Origin of the sequence: Amaricoccus macauensis (genome assembly GCF_014201905.1) — a bacterium.
Taxonomy (GTDB): domain Bacteria; phylum Pseudomonadota; class Alphaproteobacteria; order Rhodobacterales; family Rhodobacteraceae; genus Amaricoccus; species Amaricoccus macauensis.
This window is the reverse complement of the sequence record NZ_JACHFM010000002.1, coordinates 168,697-189,993: the sequence shown is the minus strand read 5'-3', so window position 1 is coordinate 189,993 and position 21,297 is coordinate 168,697. Positions and strand designations below refer to the sequence as shown.

20 protein-coding genes are annotated in these 21,297 nt (G+C 68.7%); 8 read left to right on the top strand and 12 right to left on the bottom strand.

The features are described from left to right. Window positions 1–84: 84 nt before the first annotated feature. A complete protein-coding gene (locus HNP73_RS08460; protein WP_425486633.1) occupies window positions 85–2,061 on the top strand; it encodes a catalase in 1,977 nt (658 codons plus the stop codon). A gap of 295 nt (window positions 2,062–2,356) precedes the next feature. On the opposite strand, the gene ugpC is transcribed toward HNP73_RS08460, so the two are convergent. The 6 genes from ugpC to HNP73_RS08430 all read right to left on the bottom strand — a co-directional run bounded on the left by ugpC (window position 2,357) and on the right by HNP73_RS08430 (window position 9,283). Continuing rightward, on the bottom strand, window positions 2,357–3,394 hold the full coding sequence (gene ugpC / locus HNP73_RS08455) for a sn-glycerol-3-phosphate ABC transporter ATP-binding protein UgpC (RefSeq protein ID WP_184148243.1): 1,038 nt from the start codon (window positions 3,392–3,394) through the stop codon (window positions 2,357–2,359). A 2-nt stretch (window positions 3,395–3,396) separates the two neighbouring features. Further along, the gene (gene ugpE / locus HNP73_RS08450) at window positions 3,397–4,245 is read right to left on the bottom strand and encodes a sn-glycerol-3-phosphate ABC transporter permease UgpE (RefSeq protein ID WP_425486632.1); all 849 of its coding nucleotides are present in this window, start codon (window positions 4,243–4,245) and stop codon (window positions 3,397–3,399) included. Between the two features lie 7 nt (window positions 4,246–4,252). Beyond that, complete coding sequence (ugpA, locus tag HNP73_RS08445; RefSeq protein WP_184148241.1) at window positions 4,253–5,131, bottom strand: sn-glycerol-3-phosphate ABC transporter permease UgpA; 879 nt, start codon at window positions 5,129–5,131, stop codon at window positions 4,253–4,255. A gap of 358 nt (window positions 5,132–5,489) precedes the next feature. Continuing rightward, window positions 5,490–6,791: a sn-glycerol-3-phosphate ABC transporter substrate-binding protein UgpB gene (gene ugpB, locus HNP73_RS08440; RefSeq protein ID WP_184148240.1), complete on the bottom strand. Its 1,302-nt coding sequence runs from the start codon at window positions 6,789–6,791 to the stop codon at window positions 5,490–5,492. 208 nt (window positions 6,792–6,999) lie between these two features. Further along, window positions 7,000–7,845, bottom strand: a complete 846-nt coding sequence (locus HNP73_RS08435) for a transglutaminase-like domain-containing protein (protein ID WP_184148239.1) — start codon at window positions 7,843–7,845, stop codon at window positions 7,000–7,002. Between the two features lie 136 nt (window positions 7,846–7,981). Continuing rightward, window positions 7,982–9,283, bottom strand: a complete 1,302-nt coding sequence (locus HNP73_RS08430; RefSeq protein ID WP_184148238.1) for an SAM-dependent methyltransferase — start codon at window positions 9,281–9,283, stop codon at window positions 7,982–7,984. A 179-nt stretch (window positions 9,284–9,462) separates the two neighbouring features. Here HNP73_RS08430 and HNP73_RS08425 point away from each other — a divergent pair, with 179 nt between their 5' ends. From HNP73_RS08425 to HNP73_RS08410, 4 genes are all read left to right on the top strand, one after another. After that, the gene (locus HNP73_RS08425) at window positions 9,463–10,617 is read left to right on the top strand and encodes an aminodeoxychorismate synthase component I (RefSeq protein ID WP_425486626.1); all 1,155 of its coding nucleotides are present in this window, start codon (window positions 9,463–9,465) and stop codon (window positions 10,615–10,617) included. Next, window positions 10,578–11,222, top strand: coding sequence for an aminotransferase class IV (locus tag HNP73_RS08420; RefSeq protein WP_184148237.1), 645 nt, complete (start codon window positions 10,578–10,580; stop codon window positions 11,220–11,222). The genes HNP73_RS08425 and HNP73_RS08420 overlap by 40 nt, the downstream gene beginning before the upstream one ends. A 57-nt stretch (window positions 11,223–11,279) precedes the next feature. Further along, window positions 11,280–13,061: an aspartate--tRNA ligase gene (gene aspS, locus HNP73_RS08415; protein ID WP_184148236.1), complete on the top strand. Its 1,782-nt coding sequence runs from the start codon at window positions 11,280–11,282 to the stop codon at window positions 13,059–13,061. Between the two features lie 322 nt (window positions 13,062–13,383). Further along, entirely contained in the window at window positions 13,384–14,163 is a 780-nt protein-coding gene (locus tag HNP73_RS08410; protein WP_221288414.1) for a BglII/BstYI family type II restriction endonuclease, read from the top strand. A 104-nt stretch (window positions 14,164–14,267) separates the two neighbouring features. Here the strand turns inward: HNP73_RS08410 and HNP73_RS08405 are convergent, their stop codons facing one another. Next, window positions 14,268–15,026: an NAD kinase gene (locus tag HNP73_RS08405; RefSeq protein WP_184148235.1), complete on the bottom strand. Its 759-nt coding sequence runs from the start codon at window positions 15,024–15,026 to the stop codon at window positions 14,268–14,270. A gap of 6 nt (window positions 15,027–15,032) precedes the next feature. Beyond that, window positions 15,033–15,857 carry a universal stress protein gene (locus HNP73_RS08400; RefSeq protein ID WP_184148234.1) on the bottom strand — a complete coding sequence of 275 codons (825 nt, stop codon included), beginning with the start codon at window positions 15,855–15,857 and terminating at the stop codon, window positions 15,033–15,035. A 122-nt stretch (window positions 15,858–15,979) separates the two neighbouring features. Between HNP73_RS08400 and HNP73_RS08395 the strand changes: the two genes are divergently transcribed. After that, a complete protein-coding gene (locus HNP73_RS08395; protein ID WP_184150734.1) occupies window positions 15,980–16,243 on the top strand; it encodes a hypothetical protein in 264 nt (87 codons plus the stop codon). Window positions 16,244–16,261: 18 nt separating this feature from the next. Here the strand turns inward: HNP73_RS08395 and HNP73_RS08390 are convergent, their stop codons facing one another. Genes HNP73_RS08390 through HNP73_RS08375 form a run of 4 tightly spaced genes read right to left on the bottom strand, consistent with a single transcriptional unit; the run spans window position 16,262 to window position 18,844 of the window. Further along, the gene (locus tag HNP73_RS08390) at window positions 16,262–16,597 is read right to left on the bottom strand and encodes a TfoX/Sxy family protein (protein ID WP_184148233.1); all 336 of its coding nucleotides are present in this window, start codon (window positions 16,595–16,597) and stop codon (window positions 16,262–16,264) included. Between the two features lie 41 nt (window positions 16,598–16,638). Further along, the gene (locus tag HNP73_RS08385) at window positions 16,639–17,430 is read right to left on the bottom strand and encodes a metal ABC transporter permease (RefSeq protein ID WP_184150475.1); all 792 of its coding nucleotides are present in this window, start codon (window positions 17,428–17,430) and stop codon (window positions 16,639–16,641) included. After that, window positions 17,430–18,299 (bottom strand): metal ABC transporter ATP-binding protein, encoded by an 870-nt coding sequence (locus HNP73_RS08380; protein WP_425486625.1) that lies wholly within the window; start codon window positions 18,297–18,299, stop codon window positions 17,430–17,432. Before HNP73_RS08380 ends, HNP73_RS08385 begins: the two co-directional genes overlap by 1 nt. Next, window positions 18,296–18,844 carry a Fur family transcriptional regulator gene (locus HNP73_RS08375; protein ID WP_184148232.1) on the bottom strand — a complete coding sequence of 183 codons (549 nt, stop codon included), beginning with the start codon at window positions 18,842–18,844 and terminating at the stop codon, window positions 18,296–18,298. Before HNP73_RS08375 ends, HNP73_RS08380 begins: the two co-directional genes overlap by 4 nt. A gap of 88 nt (window positions 18,845–18,932) precedes the next feature. Here HNP73_RS08375 and HNP73_RS08370 point away from each other — a divergent pair, with 88 nt between their 5' ends. Continuing rightward, entirely contained in the window at window positions 18,933–19,955 is a 1,023-nt protein-coding gene (locus HNP73_RS08370; protein ID WP_184148231.1) for a zinc ABC transporter substrate-binding protein, read from the top strand. Window positions 19,956–20,091: 136 nt separating this feature from the next. Next, window positions 20,092–21,297 (top strand): aminotransferase class I/II-fold pyridoxal phosphate-dependent enzyme, encoded by a 1,206-nt coding sequence (locus HNP73_RS08365; RefSeq protein WP_184148230.1) that lies wholly within the window; start codon window positions 20,092–20,094, stop codon window positions 21,295–21,297.

Below are 21,297 nucleotides of genomic sequence, written 5' to 3'. Positions count from 1 at the left end.
ACCCAGAGCTCGAACGCCACGACCGAGCGACCGCGCCATCCGGGCAACGGCGGCGAGACGCAGCAGGCCCCCGACCACGGCGCCATGACGACCGCACAGGGCGGTGTCGTTTCCGACAACCAGAATTCGCTGAAGGCCGGCGCACGCGGCCCGACCCTGCTCGAAGACTTCGCCTTCCGCGAAAAGGTCTTCCACTTCGACCACGAGCGCATTCCCGAGCGCGTCGTCCACGCCCGCGGCTACGGCGCCCACGGCTACTTCGAGGCGACCGAAGATCTCTCGGACCTGACCATGGCCGCGCCGCTGCAGGAGAAGGGCAAGCGCACGCCGGCCTTCGTCCGTTTTTCGACCGTTGCCGGCAACAAGGGCTCGGCCGACGTGGTGCGCGACGTCCGTGGCTTTGCCGTCAAGCTCTACACCGACGCCGGCAACTGGGACATCGTCGGCAACAACATGCCGGTGTTCTTCATCCAGGATGCGATGAAGTTCCCGGACCTTGTCCATGCCGTGAAGGACGAGCCGGACCGCGGCTTCCCGCAGGCGGCGAGCGCCCACGACAACTTCTGGGATTTCATCTCGCTGATGCCGGAATCGCTGCACATGATCATGTGGGCGATGTCGGACCGGGCGATCCCGCGTTCGTTCAGGTTCATGGAGGGCTTCGGAGTTCACACTTACCGACTGGTGAATACCGAGGGCAAGTCCACCTTCGTGAAGTTCCACTGGAAGCCGAAGCTCGGTCTGCAATCGGTTGTCTGGGACGAGGCGGTCAAGATCAACGGCGCGGACCCCGACTTCCACCGCCGCGACCTCTGGGATGCGATCCAGTCCGGAGACTTCCCCGAGTGGGAGCTCGGCCTTCAGATCTTCGATGATGAGTTCGCCGACAACTTCGCGTTCGACATACTCGACCCCACCAAGATCATTCCCGAAGAGGAACTGCCAATCCGCGTCGTCGGCCGGCTCGTGCTCGACCGCATGGTGGACAACTTCTTCGCCGAAACCGAGCAGGTTGCCTTCTGCACCCAGAACGTGATCCCCGGCATCGACTTCACCAACGACCCGCTGCTTCAGGGGCGCAACTTCTCCTACCTCGACACCCAGATCAAACGACTGGGCGGCCCGAACTTCACTCACCTGCCGATCAACGCCCCGCGCTGCCCGGTGCTCCACTTCCAGCAGGACGGCCACATGCAGACCCGCGGCCCGAAGGGACGGGCGAACTACGAGCCGAACTCATGGACCGAGGGCGGCCCGCGCGCCGACCCGAAGACCGGCTTTCGCAGCTTCCCCGAGCAGGTGTCCGGCGAGAAGCGCAAGCTGCGCCCCGAGAGCTTCGCCGACCACTACAGCCAGGCACGGCTGTTCTACCGCAGCCAGACCCCGGTGGAGCAGCAGCACATCGCCGATGCGATCACCTTCGAGCTCTCCAAGGTCGAGACCCTGGCGATCCGCGAGCGCGTGGCCGCGCACCTGCCGAACATCGACGAGGAACTCGCGGCCCGCGTCGTCGAGGGTCTCGGCCTCGCGAAGCAGCCGAAGCCGCACGAGCCGGCGGTGAAGCCGGTGGACCTGCCCCCCTCCGACGCGCTCTCGATCCTGAAGAACGGCCCCGGCGCCTTCACGGGCCGCAAGCTCGGCCTGCTTCTGAGCGACGGCGTCGAGGCGAAGCTCGTCGAGGACGTGACGGCCGCGTTCGAGGGCGCGGGCGCCGTGGTCGAGGTGATCGCCGCGAAGGTCGGCGGCGTCACCGACGCGGGCGGCAAGACCATCGAGGCAAAGCACCAGATCAACGGCGCGCCGTCGGTGGTCTTCGACGCGGTGGCGGTCATCGCAAGCGACGCCGGCATCGCCGATCTCGTCGCCAGCCACCCGGCGAAAGGCTTCGCGGCGGATGCTTTCGCCCACGCCAAGTTCATCGGCCTCGGTGGCGCCGCCGGTCAACTCTTCGACGCCGCCGGCGTCACCGGGCGCGACGACGGCTTCTTCGACCTCGAGAAGGGCGCGGAACCGTTCGTCACCGCCTGCGGCAAACTCCGGTTCTGGGACCGGGTGGCCTGAGCGCCTCATCGACCAAAGCGCGGGCCAAAGGCCCGCGCGAGTCCCGGCCCGACAAGCGAACGCACCGCGTTCGCCGGGCCGCGGGCAGGGAGCGCGGGACGCGCGGAAGCCGGAAAAGGGCGAAGATTTCCGCGGAAGCGCGCCAATCCGTCGGTGACTGCCCCGGCTGGCGCGGAATCGCGCCTGCCCCCCGCAGGGGCAGTCGCGGACGGATTTGTCTCCGCCAAATCCGTCGCTCGTCACCGCCTCTGAAATGGCCCGGCGGCGCATTGCCTCGGCCGCGCGGCAAGGTCGGCTACGCCCGCCGCCCGGTCGCCTTCACGAACGGATGCAGCGCCTCCGGCCGGACATGGAGCGCGAGCCGCGCCCCGTCCGCCAGCGCCGGCCGGCCCTGCGTGCGCACTGTCGCCGGCTGATCGAGCCCGTCGAGCCGCACGTAGAGGTGCGACTCAGCCCCCGCCGGCTCCAGCAGCTCAAGCGTCGCGGGCAGCGTCAGATGCGACCCGGGCGGCGCCTCGAGATCGAGATCATCGGGCCGGATCCCCACGACATCGGCCGCCGCCGGCACCGCGTCGAGCTCACCCTTTCCCCGCAGCCAGTCGACCGGAACCATGTTCATCGGCGGCGTCCCGATGAAGCCTGCAACGAAGATCGTCGCCGGCCGGTCGAACACCTCCTCCGGGGTGCCGATCTGCTCCACCACGCCGCCGTTCAGCACCACCAGGCGGTCCGCCAGCGTCAACGCCTCGATCTGGTCATGCGTCACGTAGAGCGACGTCGTGCCCACCCGCCGTTGCAACCGCCGGATCTCGACCCGCATCTGGATCCTGAGCTTCGCGTCGAGGTTTGAGAGCGGCTCGTCAAACAGGAACGCCGCCGGCTCGCGCACCAGCGCCCGGCCCATGGCGACCCGCTGGCGCTGGCCACCGGAAAGCTGTCCGGGCTTGCGGTCGAGATAGGGCGCGATCTCCAGCATCGCCGCCGCCTCCGCCACCCGCCGGTCGATCTCGGCGCGCGCAAAGCCGCGGTTCTTCAGCCCGTAGGCGAGATTGTTCCGGACCGACATGTGCGGATAGAGCGCGTAGTTCTGGAACACCATGGCGATGTCGCGCTCGGCGGGTTCGAGGTCGTTCACCACCCGCTCACCGATGCGCAGCGTGCCCGATGTCACGCTCTCGAGCCCCGCCACCATGCGCAGCAGCGTCGACTTGCCGCACCCGGACGGCCCGACGAGGACCACGAACTCGCCGTCGGCGATGTCGATCGAGACGCCGTGGATCACCTCCGTCGGCCCGTAGCTCTTGCGGATGTCCTGAAGCGTGACGGTGGCCAAGGCTATTTCTCCGTTTCCACGAGGCCCTTCACGAACCACCGCTGCATCAGCACGACGACGAGGATCGGCGGCAGGATCGCGAGGACGCAGGTCACCATCACCAAGTGCCAGGGGGTATCGGCATCGGCGAAGGAGATCATCTTCCGGAGCGCGATGACGATGGTGTTCATCGAATTGGAGTTCGTCACCAGCAGCGGCCAGAGGTACTGCGTCCAGCCGTAGATGAAGAGGATGACGAAGAGCGCCGCGATGTTCGTCGCCGACAGCGGCAGCAGGATGTCCTTGAAGAACCGCCACGGCCCCGCGCCATCGACCCGCGCGGCCTCCAGCAGCTCGTTCGGGATCGTCATGAAGAACTGCCGGAAGAGCAGCGTCGCGGTCGCCGAGGCGATGAGCGGCAGGATCAGCCCAGCATAGGTGTCGATCAGCCCGAGATCGACCATCACCTTGTAGGTCGGCAGGATCCGCACCTCGACCGGCAGCATCAGCGTGATGAAGATCAGCCAGAAGAACACCATCCGCAGCGGAAAGCGGAAGAACACGATGGCATAGGCCGAAGTGATGGAGATCAAGATCTTGCCGACGGCGATCGCCGTGGCGACGAAGGCGGTGTTCCAGAGCAGCCGCCCGACGCTCACCCCGCCGATCCGGTTGATCCCCCCGCCCAGCGCCTCGGAGTAATTCGCAATCCCCTCGCTCCCCGGCAGCATCGGCAGGGGCGGCCGCAGGATCGTCTGCAGCGAGTGGGTCGAGGCCACGAACACGTACCAGATCGGAAACGCGATGACGACCGCACCGAGCACGAGGATCAGATGCGCGGCCGCCTGCCCGCTCCGGCCGGCGCCGACCATGGTGGGCTCAGCCATAGTGGACCTTCCTCTCGATATAGCGGAACTGGAAGGCGGTCAGCGCGATCACGATCACCATGAGGATCACCGACTGCGCCGCCGACGAGCCGAGCTGCAGGTTCACGAAACCGTCGTTGTAGACCTTGTAGACCAGCGTCTCCGTCGACTTCCCCGGGCCGCCGCCGGTCACCGCGTGGATGATCCCGAAGGTATCGAAGAGCGCGTAGACGGTGTTCACCACCAGCAGGAAGAACGTCGTGGGCGCGAGCAGCGGGAAGACGATGGTCCAGAACCGCCGCGTCCGCCCCGCGCCGTCAATCGCCGCCGCCTCGATCAGAGATTTAGGGATGGCCTGCAAGCCCGCGACAAAGAACAGGAAATTGTAGCTGATCTGCTTCCATGATGCCGCCCCGATGACAAGCGCCATCGCCTGATTGCCGTTCAGCAGCGGATCCCACGCGATTCCCATCTGGCGCAGCGGATAGGCGAGCGTGCCGAACGACGGGTTGAACAGAAAAAGCCAGAGCATCCCCGCGATCGCCGCCGCCACCGCGTAGGGCCAGATCATCAGCGTGCGGTAGAAGCCCTTGCCCCGGAGGATCTTCTCCGCCTGCACCGCGAGGACGAGGGCGATCGCCATGGAAAGGAAGGCCGTCGCGACCGAAAAGAACGCCGTCACCTGCACCGAATTGAGATAGGCCGGATCGCCCAGCACCCGCCGGAAGTTCGCGAGGCCGACGAACTGGGTTTTCAGCCCGAACGGATCCTCGCGCAGCACCGACTGATGCAGCGCCTGCCCCGCCGGCCAGTAGAAGAAGATCAGACTGATCGCGAGCTGCGGCGCCACGAGAAGGTACGGCAGAAAGCGATGCGGGAAGGTCGCGCGCATTCAGGCTCCCCCGGGCAATCGGCAGCATTGGGCAGACAGCGGAGCCCTGACGACCGTGGCGCGCCACCGGCTCGCGAGGACCGGCGCGACAAGCGAAAGCACTGCCTTCGCCGCGCCGGCGGCGGGCAGTGCGGGACACGCGGAAGCCGTCAGGGGCGCAGATTTCCGCGACAGCGCGCCATCCGTTCGTGGCTGGCCCGGCGGGCGCGGACGGATCTGTCGCTCGGCAAATCCGTCGTGCTTCAGCCGCGCGCGCAATCTGCCGCCGGGTCGTCGCGTTGCCGTGCGCGATCGGAGAACGCGCACGGCACGGAAGTCCAGCGGCATCATTTCCGCGCCCCGATCATCGGCCCCGGCCTCAGTTGCCAAGCGCTTCCTTGATCGCCGCGTCACCGCGCGAGACGGCGTTGTCGAGCGCCTGCTGCGCGGTCTGCTCGCCCGCCAGCATCTTCTCGAACTCCTCGTTCTGGATGTCGCGCACCTGCGGCAGGTTCACGAGGCGCACGCCCTTGGAGTTCTCCGTCGGCGCCTTGCCCATCATCTGGAGGATCGGCGTCTCGCGGCCGGGGTTCTTCTCGTAGAAGCCGCTCGCCTTCGTCGCCTCATAGGCCGCCATCGTCACCGGCAGATAGCCCGAGGTCTGGTGCAGATACTCCTGCACGGGGGTCTGCGACAGATACTGGAAGAACCCGGCGACGCCCTTGTAGGTCTCGTCCGACTTGCCGCCGAAGACCCAGAGGCTCGCGCCGCCCGGGATGGTGTTCTGCGGCGCGCCGGCCGCATCGCTGTCATAGGGCAGCTGGCCGATGCCGTAGTTCATCCCCGACTTCACGATGTCGCCGAGACCGCCGGAGCTTTCGGTCATGATGCCGCACTCACCGGCAAGGAAGATCTGCTTCGCCTCGGACGTGCGCCCGCCGTACTTGAACGTGCCGTCCTTCGCGAGATCGGCAATCGCCTGGAAGTGGTTGACGAAGATCGGCGCATTGATCTTCAGCTCCACATCCGGCCCTGCGAGGCCGTTCTCGTTGGTGCCGTAGGGGACATCGTTCCACGCGGCGAAGTTCTCGAGATGGATCCAGGTGAGCCAGGTCGAGGTGTAGCCGCAGGGCGCCGCGCCCGACGCCTTGATCTTCTTCGCCGCGTCCCAGACCTCATTCCAGGTCTTCGGCGGATTATCGACGTCGAGCCCGGCCTTCTGGAAGATGTCCTTGTTGTAGTAAAGGATCGGCGAGGACGAATTGTACGGGAACGACAGCATCGTGCCGTCGGGCTTCGAGTAGTAGGCGACGATCCCCGGCAGGTACTGCGACTTGTCGAAGGTGGCACCGGCTTCGGTCAGCACGTCGGCCACCGGCTTCATCGCGCCCTCGGCGGCCATCATCACGCCCGTGCCCACGTCGAACACCTGCATGATGTCGGGCGCCTGACCGGCGCGGAACGCGGCGATGCCGGCGTTCAGCGTCTCGGGATAGGTGCCCTTGAACACCGGCACCACCTTGTAGTCGGACTGGCTGGCGTTGAAGTCGCCGGCGATCTTCTCGACCACCTCGTTGTTGGCGCCGGTCATCGCATGCCACCAGCTGATTTCGGTGACGGCGAGCGCGGGGGCGGCAGTCGCGAGCAGCGCGGCCATCGCCGCGGGCATCAGGTGTTTCATTCTGGGTAAGTCTCCCTTGCCGATCGGACGGGCGTGGGTTCGCCCCGCTGTTGGGCACCGGGCGACCGGCGCCACCGTCACAATAGCAAGGACAGGCTGCAAGTGAAGGATTTAACACAGGAGGCGCCCCGCTTGGGGACGGTGCCGCGACGTCAAGCGGCGTGTCACGCGGCCGTCACGTTGCGGTCGCGCCAAGGTTGCGCGCCCGTCAGGCGACGGAGACCACGCGCCGGGCCTCGGGCGCGACCTCAGGGAAGATCTCGTCGGTGCAGACCTCGAAGCCCTCCAGGTTCGCCGCACCGAACGACGTCGAGATCGCCACGTCAGTCGCGTCCCGGCCCGTCGCGATCAGCACCCGGCCGATCCGGGGACGGTTGTGGCGCGCGTCACAGGTGTACCAGCGCCCACCGAGCCAGACCTGAAACCAGGCGCTGAAGTCCATCGGACCGGACGGCTCCACACCAATGTCGCCGAGATAGCCGGTGCAGTAGCGCGCGGGGATGTTCATCGCCCGGCAGAGCGCCACCGCGAGATGCGCGAAGTCGCGGCAGACCCCCACGCGATCGGTAAAGGCGCCAAAGGCGGTGCGCCGGCTGTCGGCCTTCTTGTAGTCGAACGCGATATGCCCGTGGACGAACCCGACGATTGCCTGCACCCGTGCCCAGCCGGCAGGCACCTTCGCGAATTCCGACCAGGCGAAATCGGCAAGCAGATCGGCCTCGCAATAGCGGCTGCCGTGCAGGAAGCCGAGCACATCGTCGGGCAGGGCGTCGATCGGATCTTCGAGCGCCCCGGGCGCCACCTCATCGGGCCTGCCGCTGTCGGCCACGTCGAACAGCGTCGAGACGGTCAGTCTGCCCTCGGGCGCCACGAGGCGGGTCAGCACGTTGCCAAAATCATCGACGAAGTCGCGCGCACGCACGTTCGGGCTGAACCGAAGTATCTGTGGAGTCAACAGGTCAGCACGCCGGGATTGATGAATGTTAAGCGCCAGAACCATCGGGGTTGGCCGCTCGCAGGCATAGGTGATGTTATATCCGCAACGGATGCGCATCGAGACTTCCTGAAAGGTTATCTTACCAAACGGTACGGGCTTGCCGACTGGTTCAGGAGTCAAACTCAGCGGAGGCCCCGAAGTTCCTCGCTCTCATCACGATTGGCCCCGATCGAACCAACTCGCCCCCGGGGCTTCAGGAGGCGTCACGCCGCAGCGGCGCAAGTTCGGGCCGCGCCTTGTCGTGCAGCCGGGCATAGTCCGGCACCAGCTTCTCGCGCTCGACAAGCCTCGCCTGCGCCTCGGCGATATAGGCTCGTGTCAGCGGCACGCGCTCCTGATCGTGGGCAAGCTGGAAGTGCGAGACGTGGAGATGATCATGCCGGAACGCGCTTTCCGAACCCGCGAGATAGAACTCCCACATGCGGATGAACCGCTCGTCGTAGAGCTCCAGCACTTCGTCGCGGCGCGTTAGAAAGCGCTCGCGCCATGCCCTCAGCGTCTCGGCATAGTGCACCGACAGGATCTCGAGGTCCCGCAGGAGCAGCCCCGAATTCTCGATCGACGGAACCACCTCGGAGACTGCCGGGATGTAACCGCCGGGGAAGATGTACTTTTCGATGAACGGCTGATTGTAGAGCGCTGGAGATGGCTGGGTCATGCTGTGCAGCACCATGACCCCGTCGGGCGCAAGAAGCCGCGCCGCCGACTGGAAGAACACCGGAAACTGGCGCTTGCCCACATGCTCGAACATGCCGACCGAGACGATGTTGTCGAAGGTCTCGCTGATTTCGCGGTAGTCCTGTAGCCGGAAGTGCACGCGATCGGCGAGACCGGCGGCCTCGGCGCGCGCTTCGGCCACGCGAAGCTGCTCCTGACTGAGAGTGATGCCGGTGACCTCGGCATCGCAGCAGCGCGCGAGATAGAGCGCCATGCCCCCCCAGCCGCAGCCGATGTCGAGAACCCGCGCACCGGGGCGCACCAGAAGCTTCGAGGCGACGAGACGCTTCTTCGCGAGCTGCGCCTGATCGAGGGTCATGTCCGGCCGCTCGAACCAGGCGCAGGAATACTGCATGTCGCCGTCGAGGAAGAGCCGGTAAAGCCGGCCGTCGAGATCGTAGTGATGCGCCACGTTGGCCCGCGCCGCCTTCAGCCCGACCGCATGGGCCAAGGGCGCCAGCGTGACGCTGCGGCGCAGGTGCTGGAACCACGCCCCCGGGGTGGATACCTCGGGACGCATGTTCGACTTTGCGATCGCGATCAGGTCGTAGATGTCACCGTGATCGACCACCAGCGCGCCGTCCATGTAGGATTCGGCAACCGCAAGGCCGGGATCAAGGGCGATGGCGCGCATGTGCGAGCGGTCGGTGATCCGGATCGCGATCGGAGGACCGCTGCCGTCGCCGTAGGTCTCGCCTCGCCCGGAGGGGTAGACCAGCCGCAGATTGCCATGCGCAATGCCCTTGCGCAGCGCGGAATCGAGGACTTTCTCAAGCATGATACGATCCGGCCATTCCAAGTCGTAAGCCAAGTTAGCGTTCTTGCTTCCTATGGCAATGGTAGGCCCCCGCTCGACATTTCCCCCGCGATGCGACCATCCGTCACGGCCACCTCTGGATCTCGCGCCGGGTCCGCCGTAAGCGCGGGAGCGAACGGGACAACGGCGGAGTGGAGCACGTGCGCGCGCATGTCCCTGACAATGGGGCCGAACTGGAAGCGTTCGTCGAGGTCGCGACCGGCCCGGAGGGCACGCCCGCCCGCTTCGAGGCCCCGTTGCGGCAAATCGTCGCAAGACGCGCGGATGAAGTGCCCGACGCCCTCGCCGCCCTTGACGAAGCTCTCGGCGCCGGACGCTGGCTCGCCGGTTTCGCGTCCTACGAACTCGGCCTCGTCCTTGAGCCCCGCCTCGCCCCGCGCCTGCCCGCCACCCGCCGGCAGCCCCTCCTCGCCTTCGGCGTCTTCGACGAACCCCGCCCCCTCCGGCCCGTGGCGCCGGGCGGCAGCCTCACCACCCTCACCCCGCTCTGGAGCCCCGATCGCTACCAGACCGCCTTCGACTGCGTGGCGGAATATATCCGCGCAGGCGACATTTATCAGGCGAACCTCACCTTTCCGCTCCACGGCCGCTGGGCCGGAGATCCGGCGGCGATCGCCGCCGCCCTCGCCGCCCGCCAGCCCGTCGGCGAGGCCGCGCTGGTCCGTCTCGCAGGTGCGAACATCCTCTCCCGCTCGCCGGAACTCTTCTTCACCCTCGACGGCAGGGGCCGGATCGAGACCCGGCCGATGAAGGGCACCGCCCCCCGCCTCGCCGACCCCGACGCCGACGCCGCCGCACGCGCCGCCCTCGCCCGGAGCCCGAAGGACCGGGCGGAAAACCTGATGATCGTCGATCTCCTGCGCAACGACATCGGCCGTATCGCCGAAATCGGCTCCGTCGAGGTGCCCTCCCTCTTCGCCGTCGAAAGCTACGCCACCGTCCATCAGATGGTCTCGCGCGTCACCGGGCGCCTCCGCCCCGGCACGGGCCTCGCGCAGATCTTCGCAGCGCTCTTCCCCTGCGGCTCGGTCACCGGCGCGCCGAAGGTCCGCGCCATGGAGATCCTCCATGACCTCGAGGCCGGCCCGCGCGAAGTCTACTGCGGCACGATCGGCTGGGCCGCGCCGGACGGCCGCGCGCGTTTCAACGTGGCGATCCGCACGTTGGCGCTTTATGCAGGCGGGGAGGCGGTCCTGAATGTCGGCGGCGGTGTCGTGGCGGACTCGACTGCCGCGGCCGAATACGAGGAGGCGCTGTGGAAGGCCCGCTTCGCGACGACGCTCCCAACGGGCTGACCCTCATCGAGACGCTGCGATGGGAGCCGGCAACCGGCTTCGTCCGCCTGCCCGCGCACCTCGCGCGGCTCGCCGCCGGTGCCGTCGCCCTCGGCATTTCGCTCAGACCGGCCAGCATCGAGCGCGCGCTCGACGCCGTGACAGGCAACAGCACCCAGCGGGTGCGCCTGACCCTGGCACTCGACGGCGTGGCGGAGGCGACGTTCGCGGCCCTCGCGCCGGCAAAGGCCGAATGGACGGTGACGCTCGCCCCCCAGCGCCTCGCCTCCCGCGATCCGTGGCTGCGCCTGAAGACCACCCGCCGCCCGGTCCACGACGCCGCCCGCGCCGCCCTCCCGCCGGACGTGGACGAGGCGCTGCTCCTGAACGAGCGCGGCGAGATCTGCGAGGGCACGATCACCACGGTCTTCGCCGACCTCGGCGGTGGCCTGCTCACCCCGCCCCTCGCCTGCGGTCTGCTGCCGGGCATCCTCCGCGCCCGGCTTCTCGCCACCGGCGCCGCCCGCGAGTCGGTGCTCCGGCCGTCGGATCTGGCCGGCGCGCGGCTCTTCATCGGCAACTCGCTGCGCGGGCTCGTTTCCGCACGATTCGAGTGTCGGGCTTGACACCGGAGAGGGGCCGGGGTGTATCCGCGGGCCTGATCGCCCGAGGAGCCAGCAAAGATGCACCGTTACCGTAGCCACACCTGCGCCGACCTGACGAAGGCCGCCGTCGGCGAGACCGTGCGGCTCTCGGGCTGGGTGCACCGGGTGCGCGATCATGGCGGCGTGCTCTTCATCGACCTGCGCGACCACTACGGCATCACCCAGGTGCTGATCGACGGCGACAGCCCGGCGTTCAAGGACGCCGAGAAGGTCCGCGCCGAATGGGTCGTGCGCATCGACGGCGTGGTGAAGGCCCGTGCGCCCGAACTCGTCAACGCGAAGATCCCGACTGGTGAGATCGAGGTCTACATCCGCGAGCTCGAAGTCCTCTCCGCCGCCGAGGAACTGCCCCTGCCGGTCTTCGGCGAAGTCGACTACCCCGAGGAGACGCGCCTGCGCTACCGCTTCCTCGACCTGCGCCGCGAGAGCCTGCACGCCAACATCATGCTGCGCTCCCGCGTCATCGCCTATCTGCGCGACGCCATGCGGGCACAGGGCTTCACCGAGTTCCAGACGCCAATCCTGACCGCGTCCTCGCCCGAGGGCGCGCGCGACTTCCTCGTCCCCTCCCGGCTCCACCCGGGCAAGTTCTACGCGCTGCCGCAGGCGCCGCAGCAGTTCAAGCAGCTCATCATGGTGGCCGGTTTCGATCGCTACTTCCAGATCGCGCCCTGCTTCCGCGACGAGGATCCGCGCGCCGACCGCTCCCCCGGCGAGTTCTACCAGCTCGACGTCGAAATGAGCTTCGTCGAGCAGGAGGACGTCTTCCAGGCGATCGAGCCCGTCATGCGCGGCGTCTTCGAGGAACTGGGCGGCGGCCGTCCGGTGACAAAGGATTTCCCGCGCATCGCCTATCGCGACTCGATGCTCTGGTACGGTTCCGACAAGCCGGACCTGCGCAATCCGATCAAGATGCAGATCGTCTCCGACCACTTCCGCGGCTCGGATTTCAAGGTGTTCGCGGGCCTTCTCGAACAGCCGGGAACGCAGGTCCGCGCCATCCCCGCACCGGGCGGCGGCAGCCGCAAGTTCTGCGACCGGATGAACGCCTTCGCGCAAGGCGAGGGCCTGCCGGGCATGGGCTACATCTTCTGGCGCAAGGCCGAGGCGGGCGGCATGGAAGCCGCCGGGCCGGTGGCGAAGGCCATCGGGCCGGAGCGCACCGAGGCGATCCGCGCGCAGATGGGCGTGGGCGAGGGCGACGCGGTCTTCTTCCTCGGCGGCCTGCCCGCGAAGTTCGAGCCGGTGGCCGGCAAGGCGCGCAACGTCATCGGCAAGGAACTCGGCCTCACCGTCGAGGACCGGTTCGACTTCTGCTGGATCGTCGACTTCCCGATGTACGAGGCCGATCCCGATACCGGCAAGCTCGACTTCAGCCACAACCCGTTCTCGATGCCGCAGGGTGGGATCGAGGCGCTTGAAAAGCTGCCGCCACTCGACGTGCTCGGCTTCCAGTACGACATCGTCTGCAACGGCGTGGAGCTCTCCTCCGGCGCGGTGCGAAACCACAAGCCCGAAATCATGTACAAGGCCTTCGAGATCGTCGGCTATGACCAGGCCTACGTGGACGAGCACTTTGGCGGGATGATCTCGGCGTTCAAGTACGGTGCCCCGCCCCATGCCGGCATCGCGCCGGGGGTGGACCGCATCGTCATGCTGCTCGCGGGGGCCGAGAACATCCGCGAGGTCATCATGTTCCCGATGAACCAGCGCGCCGAGGATCTGATGATGGGCGCGCCGTCGGAGCCCACGAACGAACAGCTCCGCGACCTCGGGATCCGGCTCGCGCCAAAGGCGTGAGCCCGGTGGTGCGGGTGCCGGGGTCACATTGCCGCCATTCCGCGGCCGAAAGCTGGTCGCGACGGCGAAACGAGACGGATTTGGCAGGTGACAAATCCGTCCGCGACTGCCCCTTCGAGGGGCAGGCGCGCTTGCGCGCCCGCCGGGGCAGCCATGGCCGGATTGGCACCCTCCCGCAGAAATCGTCACCCCTGACGGCCTCCGCACGTCCCGTGCTCCCCGCCGTCGGCGCGGCGAAAGCAGTGCTTTCGCTTGGCGCGCCGGGGACTCGCGCGCGGAGCGCGCATCGGTCGCCGGCACCTCCCGGACTCCCGACCCTGACATGGTGATCGACGCCCTTCGCGCCGCCGGCTTCGACGTCCTGACCCGGAACCACGCCGAGGCGATCCTTGCCGTCGACTTCCCCGACGAGACGGCGGAGCTCGTGCGGGCCCTCGAAGGCTTCCGCATCCCTGCCGACGAGATCATCGGCAGCGGCGGCGGCGAGGCGCGCTCGACCCAGCGGCTTCGGCGCGGGCTCGCGGACGCCGGTTGGCGCAAACACCGCTTCGAGATGGCGTTGACCGTCGACGGGCGGGTCAAGGAGGCGCAGACCCACGAGATCGACCACGTGCGCTGGGGCAAAAAGGGCACGCTGGCGCTCGAGATCGAGTGGAACAACAAGGATCCGTTCTTCGACCGCGACCTCGAAAATTTCCAGCGCCTGCACGCCCAGTCGGTGATCAGCCTCGGGATCATCGTGACCCGCGGCGCGGCGCTCAATGCCGGCATGGCCGGACTGGTCGCGGCGTTCCTGCGCGAGCGCGGTGCGGCCGACGCCGAGGGACTGCAGGAATTCGGCATGAAGCGGCGCACTGACCGGCAGGTGCAGGCGGTGGAGCGGCTGGTGGCCGGCGGCACGGAGTTCGCCGAGGCCTTCGCCCGCACCTTCATCGCCGACAAGTTCGGCCAGGCGACGACTCACTGGAAGAAGCTCGAGGACCGGATCCGGCGCGGCGTCGGCAACCCCTGCCCGCTCCTCCTCCTCGGCCTGCCCGCGAGCGTCGTCGGCGACGTGCCGGTCGCCGCGCCTGAACCCGACCTGCTGGACCCGCCCGTCTGACCCTTGGGTCAACCGGTCTTGCGATCCGGCTGTCACTCAGACTGATTGTTCGGCAAAATCAATTGCATGACCACCCTGCGCAACCTGCGCGGCGACGGCCTGCCTCACATGAACTGCTCGCGGATCAGCCGTTCCTCAAGACCATGCCCGGTATCGAAGAGGATCCGGTGGCCGATCTCCGGCACGCTCGCCACCTCTATGCTCACCGGCTCGCGGACCTCATAGCTGTCCGCGACCGCCGAAACCGGGCGCTTTTCCGGCTCCAGCACCTCGAAGGTGACCTGCGCCAGCTTCGGCAGCAGCGCCCCCCGCCAGCGGCGCGGCCGGAACGCCGCCATCGGGGTGAGCGCCAGCACACCCGAGCCGATCGGCAGGATCGGACCGTGCGCCGAATAGTTGTAGGCCGTCGACCCGGCCGGCGTCGCCAGCAGCGCCCCGTCCGCCACCAGCTCCGACAACCGCTCCCGGCCATCAACGAGGATGCGCAGCTTCGCCGCCTGCGGCCCGGCGCGCAGGATCGAGACCTCGTTGATCGCCAGCGCCTCCACCGTCTCGCCGTCGGCCCGGGTGGCACGCATCCGAAGCGGATTGATCACCGCCGGCTCAGCCGCCGCCAGCCGCTCCAGCAGGCCCGTGTCGTTGTAGGTGTTCATCAGGAACCCCACCGTCCCGCGGTTCATGCCATAGACCGGCAGCCCCGCGTTCTGGTGCAAGGTGGTGAGCATCAGCCCGTCGCCGCCAAGCGCCACGATCGCATCCGCCTCCTCGACCGGATGCTGGCCGTAGCGCCGGATGAGCCGGGCGAGAGCCTCCTGAGCGAGCAGGACCTGGCTCGCCACGAAATGAACACGCGTCGGGGCCAAGACGGTTCAGTGCGCCATCAGGACCGCGACCGACGGCGTCTTGACCATGCTGGTGGTGGCACCGCCGAAGATCCGCTCCCGAAGCCGCGAATGCCCGTAGCCACCCATCACCACCAGATCGGCGCCCAGATCCGTCGCCACGCGACGCAGCATCTCGCCGGTGTCCTTGCCCTCCTTCGGCAGGCGGTGAACCTCCGTCGTGATGCCGTGCCGCCCGAGATAGGTCGCGAGATCAGCCCCCGGCTCCGGCCCGTGCCCGTCGAAGGAGGGCACCGGATCGATCAGCACCGCATGGACCTTCTCCGCCGTCTGCATCACGGCGATCGCGCTCCGCACCGCCTTCGACGCCTGCACGCTGGCATTCCAGGCGATCATCACCGTCTTCGGCGTCGGGAAGTCCGTCTCGCTGGTCGGCAGCAGCAGGACCGGACGGCCCGACTCGAAAAGAGCCCCGTCGAGCACCGGGCTCTGCACGTCGCAGTTGGGCGGCACCAGCGTCAGGTCGGCATAGCGCGCGAACCGGGCCGCAAGCGTCGCGATCGTCCCCCGGTCGATATACTGCGCCTCGACCCCCACCGACACCGGACTGCCGGCAAAGCGCGCCTCGAGCGCCTCGGCCCGCGCCTGGGCCTCGGTCTGGCCGTCGCGAATCTCTCCGGCCCAGATGTCGTTCGAGACGACACCGTAGGGCGAGGCCGGCGGCGGCGGCGCAACCCCGATCACCAGCAGTGCCAGATGCGCCCCCGCCCGTTCACAGATCGCAACCGCCCGGTCGATTTCGGCATCGCTGTCCGCCGTGCCGACCGCCATGAAAATCGTCCTGAATGCCATCGCTCGCTCCTCCGACATCGGTGCAGGCTGGACCCGCCCGCCGCCCCCTGCGATATGATCATACGGCGCCGCGCGCCATGCCACGTTGTGACGCGGTCCGGGTCGAAAGGGAAGGGACGCCAATGGCTTTCGAACAGTTCCGTGTCGGCATCGCGATGCTCCTCGACGAGATCGCCGCAAATCCGAAGAACGCCCACGAGCTGCAGGAGTCCCTGCGCGAGAAGCTCGCGGAGATGCAGGCGCTCGGATTGCCGCTGCCTGAGGATCTGGTCGGGCTCGAGGACTACCTCGAGGAAAACCTCGACGTGCCGGGCGGCATTTCCGAGGACGACGTCCCCGCGGACACCGCCGGAGAAGACGACGGCGCCGACAGCCCGCGCACCTGAGGCCCGCCGCACCGCGCCCTACCCCACCGCCAACGCCCGCACCGCCCAGGCGCGGAGGGCGTCCGGGTCGTCCACGTCGGCCTCCGGCGCGCTCATGAGCTTCGTCGAGATCTCCCGCCCGTCCTTGCGGGAATAGGCGAACGGCCGGCTCCCCTCCCCCTCCAGCTCGCTTCGCAGCGGCGGGTCAGTGCGGAAATAGAGCACGTCACTGATCACGAACGCGAAGCCCCGGCCGTCGAGCAGCAGTTGCCAGCCCCCGAAGAGCCGGCGCGCCTCGACGACGCCGAGAGGCTCGAAAAGTTCGGCGTAGTAGTCGAGAATCTCCGGCCGGGCTTTCGCCATGCCCCCGAGCATGGCTGCCACTCGCACCGCGCGCAAGCCCGGCGCGTCGCGGCTCAGCGCCCCCGGATCGCCGCGGCCATGCTTGTCACGACGAGAATCACCACGGCCGCCACCACCATCGACGGCCCCGCCGGCGTGTCGAAGTGCCAGGCGGCGTAGAGCCCGGTCAGCGCCGCCACCGTCCCGACCACGGCGGCGAGCACCGCCATCGCCTCGGGCGTGCGCACCAGCGGCCGCGCGGCGGCGGCCGGCACCACCAGCATAGCGGTGATGAGCAGCGTGCCGACGATCTTCAGCGCCACGGCGATCAGCACCGCCAGCGCCAGCGTGAGAACGAGCCCCTCGCGCCGCGGGTTCACCCCCGACGCCGCGGCCAGATCCTCGTTCAGCGTCGCGAGCAGGAGCCCGCGCCAGCGCCATGCGACAAGCCCGATGATGAGCGCCGCGCCCGTCCAGATCACCGCGAGGTCCGTGCGGGTGACGGAGAGGATGTCGCCGAAGAGGTACCCGAGCAGGTCGACCCGCACGCCGTGCAGGAAGCTCAGCGCCACGATGCCGATCGCGAGCGCCGCGTGCGCCGCGACCCCAAGCGCGGTGTCCGCCGCCCAGCCGCGCCCGGCCGCCGCGGCGACGGTGAGCGCCATCGCCGTCGCCGACACCAGCACGCCGAGGGTCACCGGCAATCCGGTGGCGAGTGCCAGCGTCACGCCGAGCAGCGCCGCATGCGCCGTCGCGTCACCGAAATACGCCATCCGGCGCCAGACCACGAAGGCGCCGATCGGCGCGGCGGCGAGCGCCACCCCCACCCCGGCGAGGGCGGCACGAATGAGGAAACTGTCGAGGATCACGCGGGTGTCCCTGGCCCGGAGTTGCTTTCGGGGCGTTCGTGCCCGTGGCTATGCCCGTGGTGGTGTCCATGGCCGTGGCCGTGGTCATGGTCATGGCCATCCTCGTGGCCGTGTTCGTGGCCGTGGTCATGATCGTGGCGGTAGAGCGCGAGCGCGCCGTGGGTGCCGTGGCCGAAGAGGGCGCGGTATTCCGGCGCGGCGGAGACGACAAGCGGCGTGCCCTCGCAGCAGACGTGGCCGTTGAGGCAGATCACCCGGTCGGAGGCCGCCATCACCACGTGCAGGTCGTGGCTCACCATGAGCACCGCGCAGCCGATTTCGGCGCGGAGTTCCGCAACGAGGCCATAGAGCCGCGCCTCGCCCGGCTGGTCGAGGCCCTGCGCCGGCTCGTCGAGCACGAGGAGCTGCGGTTCGCGCAACACCGCGTGGGCGAGAAGCGCCCGCTGGAACTGGCCACCGGAGAGGGCCGCGAGCTGGCGGCCGCCGAGGCCGGCGATCCCGGTGCGCTCAAGCGCGCCCGCCCGTGCCGCCGGCGTGCCACCGGCCAGCGCCAGGAAGCGGTCGACGGTGATCGGCATGGTCCGGTCGACGGCCAGCCGCTGCGGCACGTAGCCGATGCGGAGCCCGGGCGCGCGGGTGATCCGGCCGGTGTCGGGCCGTTCCGCGCCGATCAGCACCCGCAGCAGCGTCGTCTTGCCCGAGCCGTTCGGCCCGACCACCGTGACGATCTCACCGGGCGCGAGGCTGAAGTCCACGTCATGCAGGATCTGATGGCCGCTGAGCGTCAGCCCGAGCCCCTCGGCCTCGATGAGCGGGGACACGGGGCTCGGGGTCGCGGAAAGCGGGTCCACGGAAAGCTGGCTCACTGGGCGGCGTCCCGGCAGCGGGCGCAGAGCCCCTCGGCCTCGATCACCACCCGCTCGATGGCAAAGCCCGCCGCGCCCGCCATCTCGGCGAGGCTCCTCGGAGGCCGCGACATGGCGGTCTCGGCCACGTGGCGGCAGTCGCGGCAGATGAGAAACGCCGCCCGATGCGCCGTGCCGCTCGCCTGCGGCCCGCAGGTGCAGGCGGCGAACGCGCCCAGGCGTTCGATGCGATGCGCGAAGCCGTTCGAGACGAGAAACTCCAGCGCCCGGTAGACCACCGGCGGCTGGCTCGGCATCCCCGCCGCCGCGAGCGCGTCGAGCAACTCGTAGGCCGTCATCGCCCGGTGCGAGGCGAGCAGCTCGTCGAGCACGAACGACCGCGCCGGGGTGAGGCGCAGGCCCCGCGCGGCGCAGGCAGCCTCGACACTGGCCCGGGCATCCTCGGCGCAGTGCGCGTGGTCGTGCGGCTCGAACGACGCGGTCGCCGCCCCCCCAGGGGTTGCTGAGGTGGCGGTTCCTGACGTGGTGGTTCTTGACGTGACCATTGTTACTTTATAACAGTTCATGCGAACGGGAACAGGGATGCTAGTCCTCCCGTCACCCGGCGACAAGTGACTCTCGGAGGTTTGAGGAATGCGGGCTTGGCTTCTTGCTGGAGCGGCGGCGCTCGGCGCGGCAACCACCGCCACCGCGGACGGAGTGCCGAAGGTTGCGACGGACATCCTGCCGGTGCAGTCGATCGTGGCGGCAGTGATGCAGGGCGTGGGAGAACCCGGCGTCATCCTGCCACCGGGCGCCGATCCGCACGCCTATTCGATGCGGCCATCTGACGCGCAGCTCCTCTCCGACGCCGACCTCGTGGTCTGGGTCGGGCCGGACCTGACGCACTGGCTCGCGGAGCCGATCGACGCGCTGGCAACCCACGCCGTGAAGCTCGAACTCGCCGACGCGCCCGGCATCGAGACCCTGCCGGTCCGCGCCGATGGTCCGTTCGAGGCGCATGTCCACGGCGACGGCGAGGACCACGACCATGCCCACGGTGCGGCGGAGGGTCACGACCACGACGGGCATGATCACGACGGGCATGATCACGACGGGGCCCACGATCACGAACATGGCCACGACCACGGCGCAGCGCGCGACGGCCACCTGTGGCTCGACCCGGCGAACGCGGCCGCAGCCGCGGCCGATGTGGCGCGGGCGCTCGCGGAACTCGATCCGGGGAATGCTGCGACCTACGGGGCCAATGCCGACCGGTTTGCGGCCGAGATGGGCGAGCTCGCCTCGGAGGTCCGGGAAGAGCTCAAGCCCCTTCACGGCAAGCCGTTCATCGTGTTCCACGACGCCTACCAGTACTTCGAACATGCGTTCGACCTGCCCGCCGCCGGCAGCATCGCGCTGCAGGACGGGATCGAGCCCGGGCCGGCACGGGTCGCGGCCATCCGGGAAAAGGTCGGGTCAGGCGGCATCGTCTGCGCCTTCACCGAGCCGGAGTTCTCGCCGAAGCTGGTGGCGACGATCACCGAGGGCACCAGCGTCGCAACCGGCACGCTCGACCACCTCGGCGCTACCATCGACGCCGGCCCGGCGCTCTACCCGGACCTGATCCGCGGGCTTGCGAGGGACTTCTCCGCCTGCCTTTCGGGAAAAAGCTGAACGACTTCGCAGCCGGCTTCCCTGCGGCCGCCCCAAAGCTGCCGCACCGCAATATGCTGGACTGACAGGGGCCTGCAGGGTAGACTTTCGGCAAAACGGGGCAGACTTATCCAGACCCCGGACACGAGGCCGAGTGATGCAGTTTCCCGCGCGGTTCGCAGACCTGCCGGAATATGCGTTTCCGCGTTTGCGGAAACTGCTTGATGGCGTGCCTGCGGGCGGACCTGAGTTGATGATGACGATCGGCGAGCCGAAGCACCCGCTTCCGGCGCTCGTCGCCGAGACGATTGCGGCGCACGCGGGAGAGTTCGCGCTCTATCCGCCGAACGACGGCACACCGGCGCTCCGCGCCGCGATCGCGGCGTGGATCGACCGCCGCTATGGGGTGGCGCTCGATCCCGAGACCCAGGTCTTCCCGCTCAACGGCACCCGCGAAGGGCTCTTCAACCTCGCCATTGCCCTCTCGCCCGAGACGAAAGCCGGTGCGCGGCCGCTGGTCCTGACTCCGAACCCGTTCTATCAGGCCTACGGCGCCGCCGCCCTCGCGGTCGGTGCCGAGCCGTTGCCGGTGCCAGCCACGAAGGCGACCGGCTTCCTGCCCGACTACACCGCGCTGCCGCCAAAGGTCCTCGACCGGGTGACGCTCGCCTATGTCTGCTCGCCCGCGAACCCGCAGGGGGCGGTGGCCGGCGAGGACTGGTGGAAGGCGCTGCTCGCGCTGGCCGAGCGGCACGACTTCCGGGTGGTCTCCGACGAATGTTACGCGGAGATCTACCCCGAGACCCCACCGCCCGGTGCCCTCCGGGTCGCGTACGACGCCGGCGCCGACCCCGAGCAGGTGCTGGTGGTGAACTCGCTCTCCAAGCGATCGAACGCGCCCGGCCTGCGTTCCGGCTTCGCCGCCGGCGGCCCGCGCTCCATCGCGGCACTCCGCCAGCTCCGCGCCTACGGCGGTGCGCCACTGCCGCTGCCGATCCAGCACGCTTCGACCGCGCTCTGGCAGGACGAGGCGCATGTGGAGGCGAGCCGCGCGCTCTACCGCGAGAAATTTGCCGCCGCCGACCGCATCCTCGGCAACCTGCCCGGCTACAGGGCGCCCGAGGGCGGCTTCTTCCTCTGGCTCCGGGTCGGCGACGGCGAGGCCTTCGCCCACCGGCTCTGGCGCGAGACCGGCGTGCGGGTGCTGCCGGGCGGCTATCTCGGCCGCGCCACGGACGAGTCACCCAATCCGGGCGATCCCTATGTACGGGTCGCCCTTGTCGCGCCGCTGGCGCAGGTGGAGCGCGGGCTGACCGCGATCCGCAATACCTTGAGTAAGACGATTGCCGAGGAGACAGCCTGA

Bases quoted from the DNA above. Each gene is read 5' to 3' on its own strand.
- aspS (WP_184148236.1), top strand. From the start codon at position 11,280: ATGCACCGTTACCGTAGCCACACCTGCGCCGACCTGACGAAGGCCGCC.
- ugpE (WP_425486632.1), bottom strand. From the start codon at position 4,245: ATGGTCGGCGCCGGCCGGAGCGGGCAGGCGGCCGCGCATCTGATCCTC.
- HNP73_RS08365 (WP_184148230.1), top strand. From the start codon at position 20,092: ATGCAGTTTCCCGCGCGGTTCGCAGACCTGCCGGAATATGCGTTTCCG.
- HNP73_RS08390 (WP_184148233.1), bottom strand. From the start codon at position 16,597: ATGCTCGGGGGCATGGCGAAAGCCCGGCCGGAGATTCTCGACTACTAC.
- HNP73_RS08375 (WP_184148232.1), bottom strand. From the start codon at position 18,844: ATGGTCACGTCAAGAACCACCACGTCAGGAACCGCCACCTCAGCAACC.
- HNP73_RS08435 (WP_184148239.1), bottom strand. From the start codon at position 7,845: ATGCGCATCCGTTGCGGATATAACATCACCTATGCCTGCGAGCGGCCA.
- ugpB (WP_184148240.1), bottom strand. From the start codon at position 6,791: ATGAAACACCTGATGCCCGCGGCGATGGCCGCGCTGCTCGCGACTGCC.
- ugpA (WP_184148241.1), bottom strand. From the start codon at position 5,131: ATGCGCGCGACCTTCCCGCATCGCTTTCTGCCGTACCTTCTCGTGGCG.
- HNP73_RS08460 (WP_425486633.1), top strand. From the start codon at position 85: ATGACGACCGCACAGGGCGGTGTCGTTTCCGACAACCAGAATTCGCTG.
- HNP73_RS08400 (WP_184148234.1), bottom strand. From the start codon at position 15,857: ATGGCATTCAGGACGATTTTCATGGCGGTCGGCACGGCGGACAGCGAT.
- HNP73_RS08410 (WP_221288414.1), top strand. From the start codon at position 13,384: ATGGTGATCGACGCCCTTCGCGCCGCCGGCTTCGACGTCCTGACCCGG.
- HNP73_RS08395 (WP_184150734.1), top strand. From the start codon at position 15,980: ATGGCTTTCGAACAGTTCCGTGTCGGCATCGCGATGCTCCTCGACGAG.
- HNP73_RS08370 (WP_184148231.1), top strand. From the start codon at position 18,933: ATGCGGGCTTGGCTTCTTGCTGGAGCGGCGGCGCTCGGCGCGGCAACC.
- HNP73_RS08430 (WP_184148238.1), bottom strand. From the start codon at position 9,283: ATGCTTGAGAAAGTCCTCGATTCCGCGCTGCGCAAGGGCATTGCGCAT.